At 68.7% G+C, this 18029-nt stretch carries 13 protein-coding genes and 4 tRNA genes; 9 read left to right on the top strand and 8 right to left on the bottom strand.

The window, feature by feature from the left end:
- Window positions 1-7: 7 nt before the first annotated feature.
- The 5 genes from BA062_RS20485 to BA062_RS20465 all read right to left on the bottom strand — a co-directional run bounded on the left by BA062_RS20485 (window position 8) and on the right by BA062_RS20465 (window position 5446).
- Window positions 8-568, bottom strand: coding sequence for an HIT family protein (locus tag BA062_RS20485; protein WP_110339153.1), 561 nt, complete (start codon window positions 566-568; stop codon window positions 8-10).
- Window positions 558-2627 (bottom strand): threonine--tRNA ligase, encoded by a 2070-nt coding sequence (gene thrS, locus BA062_RS20480; RefSeq protein WP_110339151.1) that lies wholly within the window; start codon window positions 2625-2627, stop codon window positions 558-560. Before thrS ends, BA062_RS20485 begins: the two co-directional genes overlap by 11 nt.
- Before the next feature lie 53 nt (window positions 2628-2680).
- A complete protein-coding gene (locus BA062_RS20475; protein WP_110339149.1) occupies window positions 2681-3292 on the bottom strand; it encodes a malonic semialdehyde reductase in 612 nt (203 codons plus the stop codon).
- 113 nt (window positions 3293-3405) lie between these two features.
- Window positions 3406-4914 (bottom strand): sugar transferase, encoded by a 1509-nt coding sequence (locus tag BA062_RS20470; RefSeq protein ID WP_110339147.1) that lies wholly within the window; start codon window positions 4912-4914, stop codon window positions 3406-3408.
- A gap of 460 nt (window positions 4915-5374) precedes the next feature.
- A tRNA-Val gene (locus BA062_RS20465) sits at window positions 5375-5446 on the bottom strand.
- Between the two features lie 395 nt (window positions 5447-5841).
- On the opposite strand from BA062_RS20465, the gene BA062_RS20460 reads away from it, so the two are divergent.
- The 8 genes from BA062_RS20460 to BA062_RS40250 all read left to right on the top strand — a co-directional run bounded on the left by BA062_RS20460 (window position 5842) and on the right by BA062_RS40250 (window position 12972).
- On the top strand, window positions 5842-6267 hold the full coding sequence (locus tag BA062_RS20460) for an SsgA family sporulation/cell division regulator (RefSeq protein WP_110339145.1): 426 nt from the start codon (window positions 5842-5844) through the stop codon (window positions 6265-6267).
- A gap of 112 nt (window positions 6268-6379) precedes the next feature.
- A tRNA-Gly gene (locus BA062_RS20455) sits at window positions 6380-6452 on the top strand.
- Between the two features lie 25 nt (window positions 6453-6477).
- Window positions 6478-6548, top strand: a tRNA-Cys gene (locus BA062_RS20450).
- Between the two features lies 1 nt (window position 6549).
- Window positions 6550-6624: transfer RNA gene (locus BA062_RS20445), tRNA-Val, on the top strand.
- Between the two features lie 331 nt (window positions 6625-6955).
- Window positions 6956-7354 (top strand): zinc-binding metallopeptidase family protein, encoded by a 399-nt coding sequence (locus BA062_RS20440; protein WP_146240054.1) that lies wholly within the window; start codon window positions 6956-6958, stop codon window positions 7352-7354.
- A 144-nt stretch (window positions 7355-7498) separates the two neighbouring features.
- A complete protein-coding gene (locus BA062_RS20435; RefSeq protein ID WP_110339141.1) occupies window positions 7499-9088 on the top strand; it encodes a 4-hydroxyphenylacetate 3-hydroxylase family protein in 1590 nt (529 codons plus the stop codon).
- A 47-nt stretch (window positions 9089-9135) separates the two neighbouring features.
- Window positions 9136-9819 carry an NADPH-dependent F420 reductase gene (locus BA062_RS20430; protein ID WP_168214036.1) on the top strand — a complete coding sequence of 228 codons (684 nt, stop codon included), beginning with the start codon at window positions 9136-9138 and terminating at the stop codon, window positions 9817-9819.
- A gap of 153 nt (window positions 9820-9972) precedes the next feature.
- Window positions 9973-12972 carry an AfsR/SARP family transcriptional regulator gene (locus tag BA062_RS40250; RefSeq protein ID WP_110339137.1) on the top strand — a complete coding sequence of 1000 codons (3000 nt, stop codon included), beginning with the start codon at window positions 9973-9975 and terminating at the stop codon, window positions 12970-12972.
- Between the two features lie 7 nt (window positions 12973-12979).
- Here the strand turns inward: BA062_RS40250 and BA062_RS40245 are convergent, their stop codons facing one another.
- Window positions 12980-13561: a flavin reductase family protein gene (locus tag BA062_RS40245; RefSeq protein ID WP_210406939.1), complete on the bottom strand. Its 582-nt coding sequence runs from the start codon at window positions 13559-13561 to the stop codon at window positions 12980-12982.
- A 156-nt stretch (window positions 13562-13717) separates the two neighbouring features.
- On the opposite strand from BA062_RS40245, the gene catA reads away from it, so the two are divergent.
- A complete protein-coding gene (gene catA / locus BA062_RS20415) occupies window positions 13718-14572 on the top strand; it encodes a catechol 1,2-dioxygenase (protein WP_110339133.1) in 855 nt (284 codons plus the stop codon).
- Window positions 14573-15488: 916 nt separating this feature from the next.
- Here the strand turns inward: catA and BA062_RS20410 are convergent.
- Window positions 15489-16853 (bottom strand): MFS transporter, encoded by a 1365-nt coding sequence (locus BA062_RS20410; protein ID WP_110339131.1) that lies wholly within the window; start codon window positions 16851-16853, stop codon window positions 15489-15491.
- Window positions 16854-17009: 156 nt separating this feature from the next.
- The gene (locus BA062_RS20405) at window positions 17010-17750 is read right to left on the bottom strand and encodes an IclR family transcriptional regulator (protein ID WP_245959921.1); all 741 of its coding nucleotides are present in this window, start codon (window positions 17748-17750) and stop codon (window positions 17010-17012) included.
- Window positions 17751-18029 lie beyond the last annotated feature (279 nt).

Below are 18029 nucleotides of genomic sequence, written 5' to 3'. Positions count from 1 at the left end.
GCCCCGGCTACCAGGCGCTCGCCAGCAGTTCGCGGGTCTCGCCCAGGAGCTGCGGCAGCACCTTGGTGTGGCCGACCACCGGCATGAAGTTGGCGTCGCCGCCCCACCTCGGCACCACGTGCTGATGGAGGTGGGCGGCGATGCCGGCGCCGGCGATCACGCCCTGGTTCATGCCGATGTTGAAACCGTGGGCGCCGGACACCGACCGCACCACCGTCATGGCGCGCTGGGTGAACCCGGCGACCTCCGCGGTCTCCTCCGCCGTCAGCTCCGTGTAGTCGGCGACGTGCCGGTACGGTACGACCATCAGGTGCCCCGGGTTGTACGGGTACAGGTTCAGCACCGCGTACACGCTCGTGCCGCGCGCGAGGATCAGCGCCGCCTCGTCGTCCATCTCCACGAGGCGGCAGAACGGGCAGCCCTGCGGTTCGTCGCCCTCAGGCTTGTTCTCGCCCTTGATGTAGGCGAGGCGGTGCGGGGTCCACAACCGCTGCAGCTGGTCCTCGACCCCCACTCCGTCCTGGACCCCGACCTCGGGGACCTCGGGCGCGCCGTCCTCACTGCCCAACGAGAGCCTCCAGCGCTTCCGCCGTCGGCGAGGCGTTCTCCCTGCGACCGATCCAGTCCGCGATCGCGTCGACCGCCGTCGCCACCGGAACCCCGTTGATCTGACTGCCGTCGCGGAACCGGAACGACACCGCGCCCGCCTCCACGTCCTTGCCGCCGGCCAGGAGCAGGAACGGCACCTTTTGCGTGGTGTGGTTGCGGATCTTCTTCTGCATCCGGTCGTCGCCGGTGTCCACCTCGGCGCGGATTCCCTTGGCGCGCAACGCCTTCTCGACGCCGTACAGGTGCTCGGCGTGCTCGTCGGCGATCGGGATGCCCACCACCTGCACCGGCGCGAGCCACGCCGGGAACGCACCGGCGTAGTGCTCGGTGAGCACACCGAAGAACCGCTCGATCGAGCCGAACAACGCGCGGTGGATCACCACCGGCATCTGCCGGGAGCCGTCCGCGGCCGTGTACTGCAGCTCGAACCGCTTGGGGTGGTTGAAGTCGAGCTGGATCGTCGACATCTGCCACGTGCGCCCGATCGCGTCGCGCGCCTGCACGGAGATCTTCGGGCCGTAGTAGGCGGCGCCGCCCGGGTCGGGGACGAGCTCGAGCCCGGACTCCTCCGCGGCCTCGCGCAGGGTCTGGGTCGCCTCCTCCCATTCCCAGTCCTCGCCGATGAACTTGCCACCCTCGCCGCGGGTCGAGAGCTCGAGGTAGAAGTCGGAGAGGCCGTAGTCGGCGAGCAGGTCGAGCACGAAGCGCAGCAGCGAGCGCAGCTCGCCCGGCATCTGCTCCTTGGTGCAGTAGATGTGCGAGTCGTCCATTGTGAGCCCGCGCACGCGCGTGAGGCCGTGCACCACACCGGACTTCTCGTACCGGTACACCGTCCCGAACTCGAACAGCCGCAGCGGCAGCTCGCGGTAGGACCGTCCGCGCGAGCGGAAGATCAGGTGGTGCATCGGGCAGTTCATCGCCTTGAGGTAGTAGTCCTCACCCTCGAACGGGATCGGCGGAAACATCGTGTCGGCGTAGTACGGCAGGTGCCCCGAGGTGTGGAACAGCCCGCTCTTGGTGATGTGCGGGGTGTTCACGAACTCGTAGCCGGACTCCTCGTGCCGGCGCCGCGAGTAGTTCTCGAGCTCGCGCCGGATGATGCCGCCCTTCGGGTGAAAGACGGGCAGCCCGGAGCCGATCTCCTCGGGGAACGAGAACAGGTCGAGCTCCGCGCCGAGCTTGCGGTGGTCGCGCCGCTCGGCCTCGGCGAGCATCTCCAGGTAGGCGTCCTGGGCCTCGGCCGACTCCCACGCGGTGCCGTAGATCCGTTGCAGCTGCGGGTTCTTCTCGTCCCCGCGCCAGTAGGCCGCCGCGACGCGGGTGAGCTTGAACGCCGGGATGTGCTTGGTGGTCGGCACGTGCGGGCCCCGGCACAAATCGCTCCACACGCGCTCCTTGGTGCGCGGGTCGAGGTTGTCGTAGATCGTCAGCTCGCCGGCAGGATCACTGCCGACCTCCATCACCTCGGAGGTGTCCACTGTGTCCGGTTCGGATTTCAGGTCGACCAGCTCGAGCTTGAACGGCTCGCTCGCCAGCTCCTCCTTGGCCGCCTCGACCGACTCGACGACGCGGCGCGAGAACTGCTGGGAGCCCTTGATGATCTGCTTCATGCGCTTCTCGAGCGCCTGCAGGTCCTCCGGGGTGAACGGCTTGTCGACGGCGAAGTCGTAGTAGAAGCCGTCCCTGACCGGCGGGCCGATGCCGAGCTTGGCCTCGGGGAACTGCTGCTGCACGGCCTGGGCGAGCACGTGGGCCGCGGAGTGCCGGATGACGGCGCGGCCGTCCTCGGTGTTGGCCGCGACGGGCTCCACCTCGACGTCGGCGGCCGGGACCCAGGCGAGGTCGCGCAGGGCGCCGTCGGGGTCGCGCACGACCACGACGGCGTCGGCGCCCTTGCCGGGGAGCCCGGCCTCGCGCACCGCGGTACCCGCCGTAGTGCCTGCCGGTACCACCACGCGTGCGGCGGGTACGAGCTGGGCCGACGACGACTGGGACACGGTGGACTCCCTAGAACGCATGAACAGGTGTGTTTACCCGTCGATGCTATCCGCCGCCCGTCGGCCCACCTGGGTCAGGCGGCCGTGACGACCTCGTCGTAGCCGAGGCGGGGCAGCCGGTCGAACCACGGGTTCTCGCCGGGCCTGCCGACGTTCACCACGACGAGGGACTTCCACGGCTTGCCCGCGAAGAACTCGCGGTCGACGCCGTCGGCGTCGAAGCCGGTCATCGGGCCCGCGGCGAGCCCGGCGGCGCGCACGCCCAGGATGAAGTAGCCGACCTGCAGCAGCGCGTTGAACTTCGCGGTCCGCTCGCGCTGGGCGGCGTCACTGAAGAGGTCCTTCGCGTCCGGCTTGGGCGGGAACACCTTCGGCAGGTTCTCGTGGAACTCGGTGTCGGCGGCCAGCACCACGGTGGCTGGCGCGCTCTCGGTCTTGGCCCGGTTGCCCTCGGCCAGGTGCGGCAGCAGGCGCTGCTTGCCCTCCTCGGTACGCACCACCAGCGCGCGGAGCGGCTGGATGTTCATGGAGGTCGGCGCCCACTTCACCAGGTCGTAGATGGCCTGGAACTGCTCCTCGGTGACCGGCTCGGAGCTGAACGAGTTGGCGGTGCGGGCCTCGCGGAACAGCAGGTCCTGCACGTCGGCCGGCAGCTGCAGCGCGTCCTGGACAGACACAGACGTCATCGATCGATCCTCTTCCATCGCGGGGGTGTTGCTCGTCTGCGTCAACCTTGTTGAGCGCTTGACTATTTCGCGATGGGTCTGTGGACTAGATCACGAACCGCGTCCGGGGTTGGTCAGTAGGCACCCCGACCGTAGGTGACGGCGCGCAGCGTCTTCCAGAGGATCACCATGTCGAGCGCGAGCGACCAGTCCTCCACGTAGCGCAGGTCGAGCCGCACGCTCTCCTCCCACGACAGCTCACTGCGTCCGCTGACCTGCCACAGGCCGGTGAGCCCCGGCTTCACGAGCAGCCTGCGGTGCACCTCGGGCGCGTATTGCAGGGTCTCCTCCGGCAGCGGCGGCCTCGGGCCCACGAGCGACATCTGCCCGGCGAGCACGTTGAACAGCTGGGGCAGCTCGTCGAGCGAGTAGCGGCGCAGCAGGGCACCCACTCGCGTCACGCGCGGATCGTTGCGGATCTTGAACAGCGGGCCCGCACCCTCGTTGTCGCCCAGCAGCTTCTGCCGCACGCGGTCGGCGTCGGTGACCATCGTGCGGAACTTGAACATCGTGAAGGCGTCGCCGTCACGGCCGACCCGCTGCTGGCGGTAGATCACGGGCCCCCGGTCTCCCAGTTTGATCGCGGCCGCGATGCCGAGCATGAACGGTGAGGCGGCGAGGAGGAGCAGCGTGGCCCCGCAGCGGTCCACGATCTCCTTGACCACGCGGCGGCCCCCGGTGAACGTGGGCGCCGCGACCCGCAGCAACGGCATCCCGAACACCCCGGAGACGTTGAGGCGGGGGCCGGCGATCTCCATCAGCACGGGTGCGACGACGAGCTCGGCCGAGGTCCCCTCGAGGTCCCACGCGAGCTGTTGCAGCCGTTTCGGCGTCCAGTAAGGGTCGGGCGTGACGGCCACGACGCGGTAGCCGCCCCTGCGCACGTGCTCGGACAGCTCGTCGAGGGTGCCGATCACGGGCACGCCTTGCACCTCGCCCCGATCGCCGGAACCCGCCGGGGTGCAGACGGCCTCGACCTTCCAGCCGACGTGGGACATGGCCCGGGTGCGCTCGATGAGGTCGTTGACCGTGTCGGCGCCGCCCGCCGCCATCACGGGCAGCAGGTACTGGCCCTGCCTGCGGAAGCGGTGCAGCAGCCTCCGGAGCAGGTACCGCGTGGGCAGGAGCACGAGTGCGACGGTGGGCACCACGTAGAAGACCCACGGTTTGACCTCGAGCGCGCCCGCGAGCAGGCCGCCGAGTGCCACGAGCACGCCCGCGATCACCAGCCCCCTGCCGACCGCGCGGAACTCGTCGGCGCCCTCGCCGAGCACGGCCCGGTTCCACGCCCGGCACGCGGGCAGCGAGCACAGGATCGCGGCGGCGGTGCCGAGTGTGTGCGGCTCGTCGAACCGCTGGAAGTCCCCGATCACCAGGGCACCGACCACGACGACGAGCACCGTGGCGAGGATGTCGGAGAAGATGACCCACGACCGGTAACGCCGCTCCCACGCCATGACGGGACTGGGTGCCGCGCGGCCCGACTTGCCGTCGACGACACGCAGCGAGCGGGAAGCCGGTCGGGAGCCGAGGGGAGGCAGGCCACGCTCAGGCCCCGTCGACGGCCACACCGACTCTTCCATGGAGCCTCCCGCGTCCTTCGGTTGTGGGTCTCACGACACGCGCCCGGCGCCGAAAACGACTCCACAGAGTAACCAGCGTTGATACACACTCAGTAACCAAACGGGGAATACATGCGGTGGTATCGGTCACGCTCAGCGGGTTGTTACACGGATTGAGCCTGGATTCGCGTCCGTTTCAGCGACACCCAAGCGTGGGGCGCCATTACGGATTGGTGACAACCAGTGATCATGGGTGCGGCCCAACCAACTACTTAACGTAGTCAGTTGATCAATGACAGAACCCTCTTCCCGTCACCCCTTGTCCTCTGTGGACCAGGTCACAGCCGTGACGGGTGTCGCCCTTGGAATGACGACGGGCGGCACGCGGTTGAACGAGAGCGGGGCCGGGAATCCCCGACATGCCGCGGGTATGGAAAAGGCCCGGCATTGCTGCCGGGCCTGACCAGAGGGGAACTTCCGGTGGGCGATACTGGGATCGAACCAGTGACCTCTTCGGTGTGAACGAAGCGCTCTCCCGCTGAGCTAATCGCCCCCTCGCGGTGTGAAGGGAACTCTACCGGACGCCGTTCGGCCCCCGGCAAACGGGTGGTCCCCAAGCCCGCACCGTCCGCACACCGGTCGGCACTCAGCGTAGAAGTGCCAGCTAGCGGGCATACGGCCAGAGGGGTGACGGCGCGAGGGGGACGGAGGTCACCCGCAACATTCGCGACACGGTTCTATCGCCCGCGAGCCAAACCGAGCACTATGTACGCGTGAGCGATCACGGGGCCACGCACGGAGGCCGATGAGCCGAGAGTGATGACGAGACGGAGCCGATCAGGACACGGAAGTGTGATATCGGCCGGAACGGCGAGCGAGCCGGGGCCCGGTTGCGTCTCACCATCAGACTCGGCCAACCGGCCGGGAAGGGAGCAGAAGGGTACGACCATGCGAAACGATCACGTGACGCTCCGGTCCACAGCGGTCTTCGACCTGCTGGCACCGCGAACGCCTCCCGTTCCGGTGAAGGTGGAGCTGCGCTACGACACCCGCGACCCGTACGCCGTCGTCGCGGCGTTCCGCACCGGCCGCGCCGGGTGGGTCGAGTGGGTCTACGCACGCGACCTCCTCGCCGACGGCCTGCTGGCCGACGCGGGCGACGGCGATGTGCGCATCCGCCCGTCGGTCGAGGACCCGGAGTCCGTGCTCATCGAGCTGAACTCGCCGTCGGGGCACGCCATGTTCGAGGCGTCGGCTCAGGAGCTCGCCGACTTCCTCGACCGCACCTACGACGTCGTGCTGCCCGGCAACGAGCACCTGTGGGTCGACGTCGACGACGCACTGACCCACCTCATCCCGAACGATCTGAGCTGATGGCGGGCTCGCGAAACGTTATGGACACCCCCAGTGCACACGGCGTTTCGGCGGTCCGCTACAGTTCTGCACACACCACGACGACGGGGTGCGAGCCCCGGAGTCACGGAATGCGGACGTAGCGCAGCTGGTAGCGCATCACCTTGCCAAGGTGAGGGTCGCGGGTTCGAGTCCCGTCGTCCGCTCGGAAGTGCCCACTCGGGCCCGTACGGTGGAGTGGCCGAGAGGCGAGGCAACGGCCTGCAAAGCCGTGTACACGGGTTCGAATCCCGTCTCCACCTCGCGCGATTAGCTCAGCGGGAGAGCGCTACCTTGACACGGTAGAGGTCACTGGTTCGATCCCAGTATCGCGCACCACCTGTTTTCCCAGTTCAGACCCCCAACGGTGATCATCACCGGTTGGGGGTTTCGTCGTTGCTGGGAGGAAAAATGGGAGGCGTTGATCTTGCCTTACTGTGTTCATGCCATCTGTGTTCACCCTTGAAGCCACCGGCTACCGGCGCCCGTGACGGCATTGTGACCATCGGCGAGGTCGACCTGAGCACGCTGGACGAGCGTGGAGTGCAGTTTCGTCACGTGCCACCGCCGAACCACCCAGAAGACCGCGGACAGGCCCCTCTCCCGGAAGGCCCTCGCCGAGCAGTACGCGAGGTACGCGCTCGCTTTGCTCGAAAACCCGCGACTCAACGTGCGCACCTACGACCACGCCACCCGCTCACACGTGCTGGAGGCGATCGAGCGGATCACGCGGGCGGAAGGCGCGGCCTCCGGGCCCCTGGAGGCACCGGTGATCCGGCGGATGCTTCGTTCCCGTCCCACGATCGACGACGAGGAACCCACCCGCCGCGTCGCGGCCGCGTTCGCCGACCACATCGGTGAGACGCACACCATCGACCTGCAGACTGCGAGCGAGGACTTGAGCCTGATCTCGCGGCCGTTCGGTGCACGGTTCACCTACTGGAGCTTCGGCAATACGACCCCGCCAAAGACGCCGAAACCGAGAAGCGCGGCGCCCTGGCCCGTGACATCCCGGCCAACCGGAACCCCTGGTTCCCCGGCATCCAGCCACGCTGGACACCGGAGTTAGCGCGAACCGTGGCCGCGCTCGCCTGGTTGGCGGTCTGGGGCACGACCGGTCCACCGGGCGGCGACCTCGCGGTTTCGGTGTGGTTCACGTCACGGTCGCACTCTCTGCGGCATCGGAGCCAAACCGAGGAGAAGGAGAGAGCGGATGACCGCCATCGCAGACCGGCCAGAAGTCACCCGGGCCCTCGCACCACCGCGCCGCGCGAAGGAGCCGCCCACTGGGGCGCAGTACCTGGAGAGCCTGCGGGACGGCCGGGTCTTCTACCTTGACGGCAAGCGGGTCGACGACGTCACCACCCACCCCGCGTTCACCAACGCCGCGCACTCGGTCGCACGGATGTACGACTCGCTGCACGACCCCGCCAAACGGGACGTCCTGACGTTCGAGACCGAACGCGGCACCCGCTCGCACAAGTTCTACAAGATCCCCACCTCGTCGCAGGATCTATTCGAGTCACGAGACGCGATCGCGGAGTGGGCGCGCATGAGCTACGGCAGCTTGTCCCGCGGCCCGGACTACAAGGCCGCGCTGGTCGCCGGTCTGGCGGCCGACGCCGACTTCTACGGAGAGTTCGCCGGCAACGTCCGCCGGTGGTACGAGAAGGTCACCGACGACGTCATGTTCGTCAACCTCAGCCTGCTCAACCCGGCCGGCGATCGCCTCAAGCCGATCGCGCAACAGCGGGACACCTACATGCACGTGGTGAAGGAGCGGGACGACGGGATCGTGGTGCGCGGCGCCCGGATGATCTCCACCGGCGCGGCGTTCAGCCACGTGACCTACGTTAGCCAGTACATCCCCGCAGCCGGGCTGGGAGCGGACGACAAGGACTTCGCACTCGGGTTCTTCGTGCCCTTCGACGCACCGGGCGTGAAGCTGATCGGCCGGTACTCCTACGAGTACCTGGCGAAGAAGGTCGGCACCCCCTTCGACTACCCGCTGTCCAGCCGGTTCGACGAGACCGACTACTCGGTCGTCCTCGACGACGTGCTGATCCCGTGGGAGAACGTCACCGCCTACCGCAACCCGGAGGTCGTCAACGGCCTGCTCCCCCGGGACTTCGCCGCCCGGTTCTGCTTCCACGCCTGCACCCGCACGGCGGTCAAGCTCGACTTCCTGTGCGGTCTCCTGCTGAAGGTGACGGACATGAACCAGATCTCCAACTTCCGCGGCGTGCAGGCGTCCATAGGGGAGGTCCTGGGCCTGCGGCACCAGTTGTGGGCCCTGGTCGGGGCGATGGCGGCCGAACCGGACCCGGTGCCCAGCGGCGAACCCTACGTGCACCCGAACATCAGGTACGCCCTGCAATGGCGCAACTGCTACGGCGACATCTTCACCAAGGTGCGCACCGTCTTCCACAACCTGATGGCCGGCGGGTTCATCCAGATCCCGTCCTCCGCCGAGGACTTCAAGAACCCGGCCATCCGGCACTGGCTCGACCGGTACTGGAAGTCGGCCACCATGTCGGCCGAAGACCGGGTCAAGCTGGTCCGGCTGATCTGGGACGAGTTCGCCACGGAGTTCGCCGGACGCGCCGAGGTGCACGAGCGCAACTTCTCCGGCAGCTACGAGGGCAACCGCGTCGAGACCTACTTCACGGGTGAAGCACTCGGCGACAACGACCGGCTGCGCGCGATGGTCGACCAGTGCATGAGCGAGTACGACCTCAACGGCTGGACCGGCTCCACCTGGCCCCGCTGGCAGGCCATCGGGGACGCGCGGGCCCACCTGTGATCGGCATGCGTCTGTCACTACCACGACTTCGGAAGAGAGGAACAACCATGAAGATCGGCATCATCGGCACCGGCAACATGGCCCGGGCCATTTCGCGGCGGCTGATCCACGGGGGGCACCAGGTGTTCGTCACCGGTTCCACCCAGGAGAAGGGCAGGGCCCTCGTCGAGGAGCTGGGCGGCCGCGGCCCCGGGACAATCGAAGCCGCTGCGACCAAGGACGCGCTCGCCTCCGGCTGCGACATCGTCGTACTGGCCACCTGGTACTCCGATTCGACGCGCATTGCGGTCGAACTCAGCGAGGTGTTGCGCGGCAAGGTCGTCGTGGACATCGCGAATCCCTTCAACGAGACCTTCGACGGACTGATCACGGACTACGACACCAGTGCGGGCGAGGAGATCCAGCGCCGCATGCCGGGCGCACACGTGGTGAAGGCGTTCAACACCACGTTCGCACCCGTGCTCGCCGGCGACGTCTTCGACGGCACGGTCGTCGACGTCTTCCTCGCCTCCGACTCCGAGGACGCCAAGGCGAGGGCGGCCGCCCTGGTGGAGTCGAGCGGGCTGCGCCCGATCGACGCGGGCGCCCTGCGCAACTCGCGGGTGCTCGAGCAGAGCGCGCTGCTGATGGTGGAGCTGCAGGGCCGCTACGGGCTGAACTTCGAAGCCGGCCTGAAGATCCTGCCCACCCAGCCCCTGCCGTTCCCGGCACGGGTTTCGGCACACGCGTGACCGCCGCCGGATGGGCGGTCCGGAGCACCCGGACCGCCCGTCCGGCGCAACCCGTACTGCGCAAATCCGGTTCCGCCGCGTTGGATGGTGGCTATGGCGGCTCAAGACCTCCCCGTTCCCCGCTCGCCGGAACCCGCCGGTGACCCCGGGCCGATGGCTTCGAGGATCATCCGGCGCAAGATCGTGCCGCCTCCCATCCCGGGCTCCGCGGTCGCGCGCCCCCGGCTGGAGGCCCAGCTCACCCGCTTGATCCAGCGCAACCGGATCGTCTGCGTGTACGCCACCGCCGGTGCCGGGAAGACCACCGCGGTCGCTCAGACCAGCCGGCGGATCGGCCGTCCGACCTGCTGGTTGTCGGTGGATGGCACGGAGGCCGCGACCGGCCGACTGCTCAGCTACCTGGAAGCCGCGCTCGCGGTCCGGGTACCGTCCCTCGCAGGACTGACCAGACGAGCGCTCACCGCGGGCCTGGCCCACACCGAGGTCGCCGGGCTGCTCGCCGACTCACTCGGCGACCGGGAATTGCTCCTCGTCCTGGACAACGTGGAATGCCTCGCCGGCGCCCGCGAGGCGCTGGCGGTCATCGGGGCCTTCCTGGAATACACGCCCCCGAGCATCCGGACCGTGCTCGTCAGCCGCCAGGAACTGGATTTCCTGACAAGCAGGGTCAGCCGGGTGGCGTGGCTTCCGGTGCTGGGCGAGCAGGACCTCGCCTTCACGGCCGAGGAAGCCGCGATCGCCCTGGCGCGTTCGGACTTTCCCGGTGTGGACCCGGAACGCGCCGTCGCGGTGACCGGTGGCTGGGTCACCGGGGTGCTGTTCGAGGCGTGGCGGTCCGCCGACCACGCCTCGGGCCTGGGGGGCGAGGCCGATCCGTTGCACGGCTACCTGGCGACCCACATCCTCGCCCAGCTGTCCGAAGAGGAACGGCGCTTCCTGGTCTTCACCGCCCTGCTCGACGAGGTCACGCCGGCCCGGGCCGAAGCGCTCGGTGTGGTGGACGCGGCCTCCCGGATGCATGGCCTACGGCAGAAGCGCCTGCCTGCCGCGTGGGACGGTCTCGCCCTGCGTTGCCACCCGCGGTTCCGCGAATACCTCCTGGCCTGTGCCACCCGACTGGACGCCACCACGCAACGCGCCCTACGCGTCGCGCACGCCCGCCTGCTCGCGCGGGAGAAGCACTTCGAGGAAGCGGTCGAGGAGTTCCTGCGGGCCGGCGAACTCGGCGAAGCGCTCCCCGTGGCCGAGCAGGTCGTCGACACGGTGATGGAACGCGCGGACTTCGCAGTGGCGAAACGCTGGCTCGAACAGTTGGCGCCGGTCCGGCGCGAGAAGCACATCCGGCTCACCGGCGCGGAGCTGATGCTGGCCATATCCGAGGAGAACTACCGGCTCGGCGTGCAGATCGCCGACCGGCTGGCCGCTGCCGGCCGCCGGGACGAGGTGGCCGCGTCGTCGAGCAAGCTCGCCGCGATGATGGCCTGGTGCTACCTGCACGCCGGACGACTCGACGACATCAGAGCGGTCCTCGCCGTGGGACGGTCCGGAGCGGACCTCGACGCCATGCGGTACTGCATGACCCTGCTCGACGACGCGCCCGAGCGGCGCACCGCGGGCGCGCTCAGCGGCGGGCCCCTCGACGCGCTGGTCATGCGAGTTCACTACTACCGCGGCGACCTCACTCGTCTGCTCGACCCCCCGGTCTTGCCCTGGGCGATCAGGGCGACCGAGTCGTGGCGACTCGGCGCACTCCTCGCGATGGGGCACGTCGACGAGGCAGCCGAGCTGTACCGGACGATCTGCGCCGAGCGCGACCCCGGAGTGTGGCTGTACTCGCTGTTCAGCGTCGAGCTGCAGCGTCAGCTCGGCGAGCCGGACCACGCCTGGCGCGCCCTGCTCAAGGGACGGGAACGCCTGCGCGCGAGTGGAGCGGTCATGCTCGAACTCCTGAGCTATGTCGAGGAGGCCGCGCTCGAGCTGCGGTTCAACCGGGACACGGCCAGCGCACGGGTCGCGCTCGAACGGGTGCAGAGCCATCCCGTGGGCCGCCAGTACGCGTTCATCGCGGAGCAGGCCGCGACCTGGCTCGGCCTCGCCCTGCTCCTGGACGGCGACGACCAGGCAGCGGCGCGGTGCCTGCGCCAGGCCACGGCCAGCATGCAGCGCGGGCAGCGCATTCTCTCGCTGCCGGCCGCCGCGATCTACCTGGCCGAGGCCGAATGGCGCACCGGAAACGAGGACGACTCCGACCGTGCCACCGACCTGGCCCTCGCTGCGGCGGAACAACAGGGGTCGAACCACCTCCTGCTCGACGCCCTGACCAGCTTCCCGCTCGTGCTGTCACGCCGGCTCGACGCCGAGCCGGACGCCGACTCACCCTGGCACGAACTGGGCCGGGCCCTGATGGCACGGGGTGTGCAGCCGGCCGCTCCGCTGGCGACCACGATCCAGCTGACCGAGTTCGGCCGCGTGGCGATCCAGGTCAACGGACGGGAGGTGCGGCCCAGGATCAAGAAGAGTTACGAGCTGATCGCCTACCTCGCCACCCGCCGTCAGCGCGAAGCCACCAAGGACGAGCTCGTGGAGGCCCTCTTCGACGGGCGGCACGACGACTCGACGGCCGCCTACCTCCGGCAGGCCCTGCGCAAACTGCGTGAGGTGCTGCCCGAGGATTCCGTCCGGGCCGAGGGAAACCGCATCCGGCTGGCCGAGCACGTCGTTGTCGGAAGCGATTCGGGTCGTCTCCAGTGCCTGGTCTCACAGGCGGCCGGCCTGCGCGGCGAGGACCGTTTGACGGCCCTGTCGTCGGCGCTGTCGATCGCATCCGGCGAGTACCTGCCGGAATTCCAGTCACCGTGGGTCGAACAACGCCGGGAGGAACTGGCGGTGCTGTGCACCGACAGCCGGTGCGAAGCCGCTGAAACGGCGTTCGCGACCGGGGATTTCCGTCGCGCCCACGCGCTCGCCGAGGAGGTGCTGGCGACCGATCCCTTCCGGGAATCGATGTGGCGGCTGAAAATGCGGGTGGCCGACGCCGTGGGAGACGCGGACCGGGTGATGGCGACGTACCGCGCGTGCGAGGATGCACTCCGCCAGCTGGGCGCGGAACCCGCGCCCAGCACCCGCCGGCTACGCGATGACCTGCGCCGCTGAGCGCAGATCAGGACAGGTAGAACGAACCGAGACGGAAGGCCGCCGGAACGACACCCGCCGCGACGAGATCGTCCTCGTGCTCCGGGGGGAGGTAGGCCTTCGGCGCCGCCACCTCCGGCTCCGCGGCGAGCCGGCCGAAGCCGCCCCGGTAGTAGACCAGCGGCTCCAGTCCCGCTGTCGCGTTCGCCGACACCACGTCGCTCAGGAACACGGTGTGGGTGCCGGCGGGAACCGTATGCGCGACGCGGCACACGAAGTGGGCGAGGGTCCGTGCGATGACGAGCGGGCCCGCATCGCTGCGCGTGCAGTCGACGCCCGCGAACTTGTCCGCCGACGGGCGGGAGAACTGGCCCGCGAGCCGCTTCTGGTGCCGGCCCAGCACGTGTGCGACGAACACCCCGCTGTTCTTGATCGCGTCGTGTGAGGGAACCGACCGGTTCACGCAGATGAGCGCCATCGGCGGGTCGAGGCTCAACGAGGACATGGCGCTGAGCGTGATCCCGTAGTCGGCACCCTCGTGGCGGGCGGTCACGACCGTCACACCGCTGGCGAAATGCCCGGCAACCCGCCGGAACTCGTTCCTGTCCATGGCACCCGCACTCCTTCGTCCAGTCCTGCCCCTCCGCACAGAAGGTTCCGCCAAGCCCGTGAACCGGGGCGAAAGCGCGGACGCCGCGCCGTTTCCCATCGGTTCACACCGCCCTGACACCCTCCTCACACCCGATCCACCAGCGAGGAGCACACGATGACCACCACAGAACACTCCCCCACCGCCGCGGGGGCCGGTGCCTCCGCCACCCAAGCGTTCCGGGCCGGCCGCAGTGCGGACACCGGCGCACCGGAGGTGTCGGCCGAGCGCATCAGTGACGTGGCGTCGGCGGTACTGGACGGCGTGCACGCGGCGATCCGCGCGAAGAAGGTGACCTACGGGGAGTTCCAGGCGGCCAAACAGTGGCTGATCGACGTCGGCGAGGGCAGAGAATGGCCGCTGCTGCTGGACGTGTTCGTCGAGCACGTGGTGGAGGAGGTCGCAGCCGAGGACCAGCACGGCACCAAGGGCAGCATCCTCGGGCCGTACCACCTGCCCGGCCAGCCGAAGCTGCCGTCTGAGACGACGCTGCCGATGCGGCCGGACGAGAAGGGCGTGCCGTTGATGTTTACCGGCCAAGTGCGCGACGTCGACGGCAACCCGGTCGTCGGCGCGGAGCTCGACATCTGGCACGCCGACGACGAGGGGTATTACAGCGGATTCGCGGCCCACGTACCGGACGGGAACCTGCGCGGAGTGGTCGTCTGCGACGGACAGGGGCGGTTCGAGATCAGCACGATCAAGCCCGCGCCGTACCAGATCCCGACGGACGGCCCCACCGGCAAGCTCCTGGAAGCGGCGGGCTGGCACCCGTGGCGACCGGCGCACCTCCACCTGATCGTGAGCGCCCCTGGCCACCGCCCGATCACGACCCAGCTGTTCTTCGAAGGCGGGGACTGGCTCAAGGACGACGTGGCCCACGCCACCAAGCCGGACCTCGTGCTCGACCCACAACCTCACGGCGACAACGGCCTGCGGGCCGAGTACAACTTCGTTCTCGAACGCATCTGATTCCTCCTCGGCCTGGTGCTGCCCCTGGGCCAGGGGCGGCACCAGGCCGTCGTCCGTCGTCCGCGAAACGGCTGGTCCGCCCGCTGGGCGAACCGGCCGACCTGGTTCCATCCACGTCGACCCCAGCCCCGGGCCCTGGAGCATCACGAGGTGCCGTTGTCGTATCGCACGGGTTCGGTCGTGATGTCCTGACAGCGCAGGGCGGTCCGATGAGCTCGCAGCCCCAGGTCCAACTCGGGGTCGCGAAGACGGGCGCCGCGGCGGCGGCGCCGATGAACGTTTTTGATCGCGGTTCCGCCGTAGCACCTCGCCGACGATCACGGCAACCTGCACCTCAGCGTGCAGGCCCCCGGCCTTGCCCAGCCTGACCGACACCGCATCCCCTGAGCGCGTCAAGGCGGCGGTTAGGCATCGTGGGGGCGGCACCCGGTTTTGTCCACCATGACGCTCAGCGTGGTGGCCCGCTCGACCACGGACGCCATCCCCGTCACGTCGCGACGGTTCAGGGGTTACTCCAAGATCCGAACGCCCGTCGTTTCGAGTCGTTCGTTGGCCTGGCGCACGACGGCAGGCAGGATCGCCGCGCCCATGCAGCAGAACCGCACCAGCGACCGTCGACACTTGTCATAGACCGGTCCGGGCAGCGACAGGTCCGAGTACGTGCATGAAACCAACTGGCCCAGTATTGACCAATGCGCTGAGCGGCGACGATGGTGACTGACCGATGTGGGATTCAGCCGCCTGGCTGTTGCCGGTCTATGTCCGCGTGGGCACTACGCCAAGCTGGGCCGTCGCCGACAGCCGCTTGGTGCGAGTCACAACGTGAAACTAGCGTCGGCGTCGAAGGCTGCAGTCGGCCTGCGGAATTCAGCCGCCAGCCAGCTGCGGCTGCCTCTTCCACACTTCCTAGTGGGTGTCACTGACGGGACGGTGCGGGGGCACCCATGTCGACGTCCCGCGTCTCCGGTCCGAGAACAGCTCCCATTGTGATCAGCAGCCCGCCGAGCGCCATCAGGATCGCCGATGCGTAAGTGGGGCCGAAGAGGTCCCCGAGCCCGACGAGGTAGTAGGCATAGAAGGCCGGGATGACCAAGGCGAGGCTGTAGCCGATGCCGTACCCGGTCGATCGCAGGGCGGCCGGGAAGCGCTCGGTCATGTACGCGGCGATGGGCCCGAAGGCGAGAATCCCGATGGCGAAGGCGATGGTCAGCAGTAGGACGGCAAGCCCGAAGCCGGGCTCGTCGGCTCCCGCGAGCAGGGCGGTGGCACCGCCTCCCACGATGGCGACGAGCAGTCCGACGCCGATGTAGAACGGCCGCCGCCCGATGCGCTGGCTCACCAGCCCGGCCACTGGGTAAGTGAGGGTGCTGGCGGCGGAGGCGATGATGATCGCGATGGTCAGCTGGGTCGGGGTGAGTCCGGCGACCCTGGAGGTCAGGCTGGGGAGGACGGAGGCGGAGATGTTCAGGGCGATCCACACGCCGGTCATGAGGACGAACACCTGCGCGAGGCTGCGGCGGTTGCTTCCGGTGAACAGCTGGCGCAGTGGGGACATCCGCTTGGCGGCGGGTTCGGAGTTCTCCCACGCTTCCGACTCGGGTACGTGACGGACGAAGTAGACGAGGAAGCCGGCAGCGAGTGCCGCTCCGATGATGAAGGGAATTCGCCAGCCCCACACCGCGTAGGGCGAGTCCGGCGTCCCGGCCGGGAAGATCTGCAGCAGCAGGAGGGTGAGCGCGGAGATCAGGCAGAGTGCCCCGGGCGAGGTCATCGTGATCAATCCGCTCGCCAGGCCGCGACGCCGCTTCGGCGTCCATTCCATAGCCAGTGGGATCGCAGCGGTGTACTCGCCGCCGAGGAAGATCCCGTCGACAAGGCGGAGCAGGATCACGAGGGCGATGCCCCAGAGCCCGACGCTCGCGTGTCCCGGGAGGAGCCCGATGAGCAGCGTCGTGACCGCGATCCCGGCTATCGCGATGATCGTCGCCTTGCGGCGGCCGGTGCGGTCGGCGATCACTCCGAAGATCGCCGCACCGACCGGCCGGCCGATGAGCGTTGCCGTGAAGACGAACGCAGCGATGATCGTGGCGGTGCCGGCGTCCAGGTCGCTCGGCACGAAGTAGCTCATGGCCGGTGCGAGGACGATAACGGGCAGGTAGATGTCGAACTGGTCGACGAAGTACCCGACGATCCCTCCGACCAGCGCCCGGCGACGCTTGGTCTTCTCGTCGGCGCCCGAGTCGGGTGGGTTTAGATGCAGGCTGTGAGCGGTGTCGGTCATGGTGTTCTCCGAAGTGAACCGAGCGTTCCCGAGTAGCGGCAACACGCGCGTGGAAAGGGGACGGCCGCGACGGCGGCCCGAAGCCGCAGACGGGGAGTTCAGGGGTGTCGTCGCGCCGTCCGGGCCCATCGTCCGAGACCGGAATGCGGCGTCGGTTCAGAGCAGGGCGGTGAAATCCTGCGGGTAGTGGTGCTCACCACCGAGCTCCTTGCTGAGCTCGTAGGCGGCAACGGCGAGGTCGCGCCACGCCGGGCCGGATGTGTGCACGGGCAGGGTGCGCGCGGTGCCGATGACAGCCACGGTCGCAGCGATGCCGGACTCGTCGAACACGGGCGCTCCGACCGCGGTGATGTCGGTGTCGACGATATGGGTGGAGGCCAGCCCCGTCTCGCGGGCTCGTGCCACGTCCTCGGCGAGCCTGCGCCGCTCGGTTCCGGCGGCGGAGGCCATGAGCCGGTCGGCGTGCAGTTGGTCGGCCATGAAGGCCATGAAAACCTTGCACTGCGCGGAGTCGACCGGAAGTTGATGACCGATCCGCACGGACACGACGACGGGATTGCTGTTGTCCTCCTCGACCCGCGCGACAACCGGGCCGCTCGCTCCCCAGAGACTCAGCGCCGCGGACAACCGGGTGGTCCGGGCCAGGGCGACGAGGTGTGGCGGCGCCATGTCGACCACCGCCCGCCGGCCCAGCGAGAAAGTACCGAGCTGGACCAGGAGACCACCGGGGACGAACGCCGAGCCGTCCCGGCTACGTTCCAAAAGCCCTGCCGAGATCAGCGTGGTGAAGTAGCGGTGGGTCGTGGTGCGGTTCAGGCCCAGCTCGGCCGCGGCGTCGGCGACCGTCAGCACAGGGCGGCTGGGCCGGAACAGCCCGAGAATCTGACTCGCGCGCATCACCGCCTGGATGTCTCCCTGCGACGCATCAGGGCGGCTGGCTGACGACTCTGTCATCACAATCCGTTCGTCATATGACCATCATGTTCGTCATACGGTAGGTCCATCGGCTCGCGACGACAAGAGTAGCCGGGAAATCCGATGAGCCGGTTCCGTCGCCTTCTGCGGACGAAGCGACGAGGATCGCGCCTGCGGGACGCTCTTGCGCGCCCGCAGGCGCTGTGACAGGCTGCGCTTGTTCAAAACCCGAACACGATGTTCACGATGTCCACGGAGTCA

The organism is Prauserella flavalba, assembly GCF_003202235.1.
GTDB classification, from domain to species: Bacteria; Actinomycetota; Actinomycetes; order Mycobacteriales; family Pseudonocardiaceae; genus Prauserella_A; species Prauserella_A flavalba.
The sequence above is the reverse complement of the archived record's forward strand: the minus strand, read 5'-3'. Positions and strand labels throughout refer to the sequence as shown.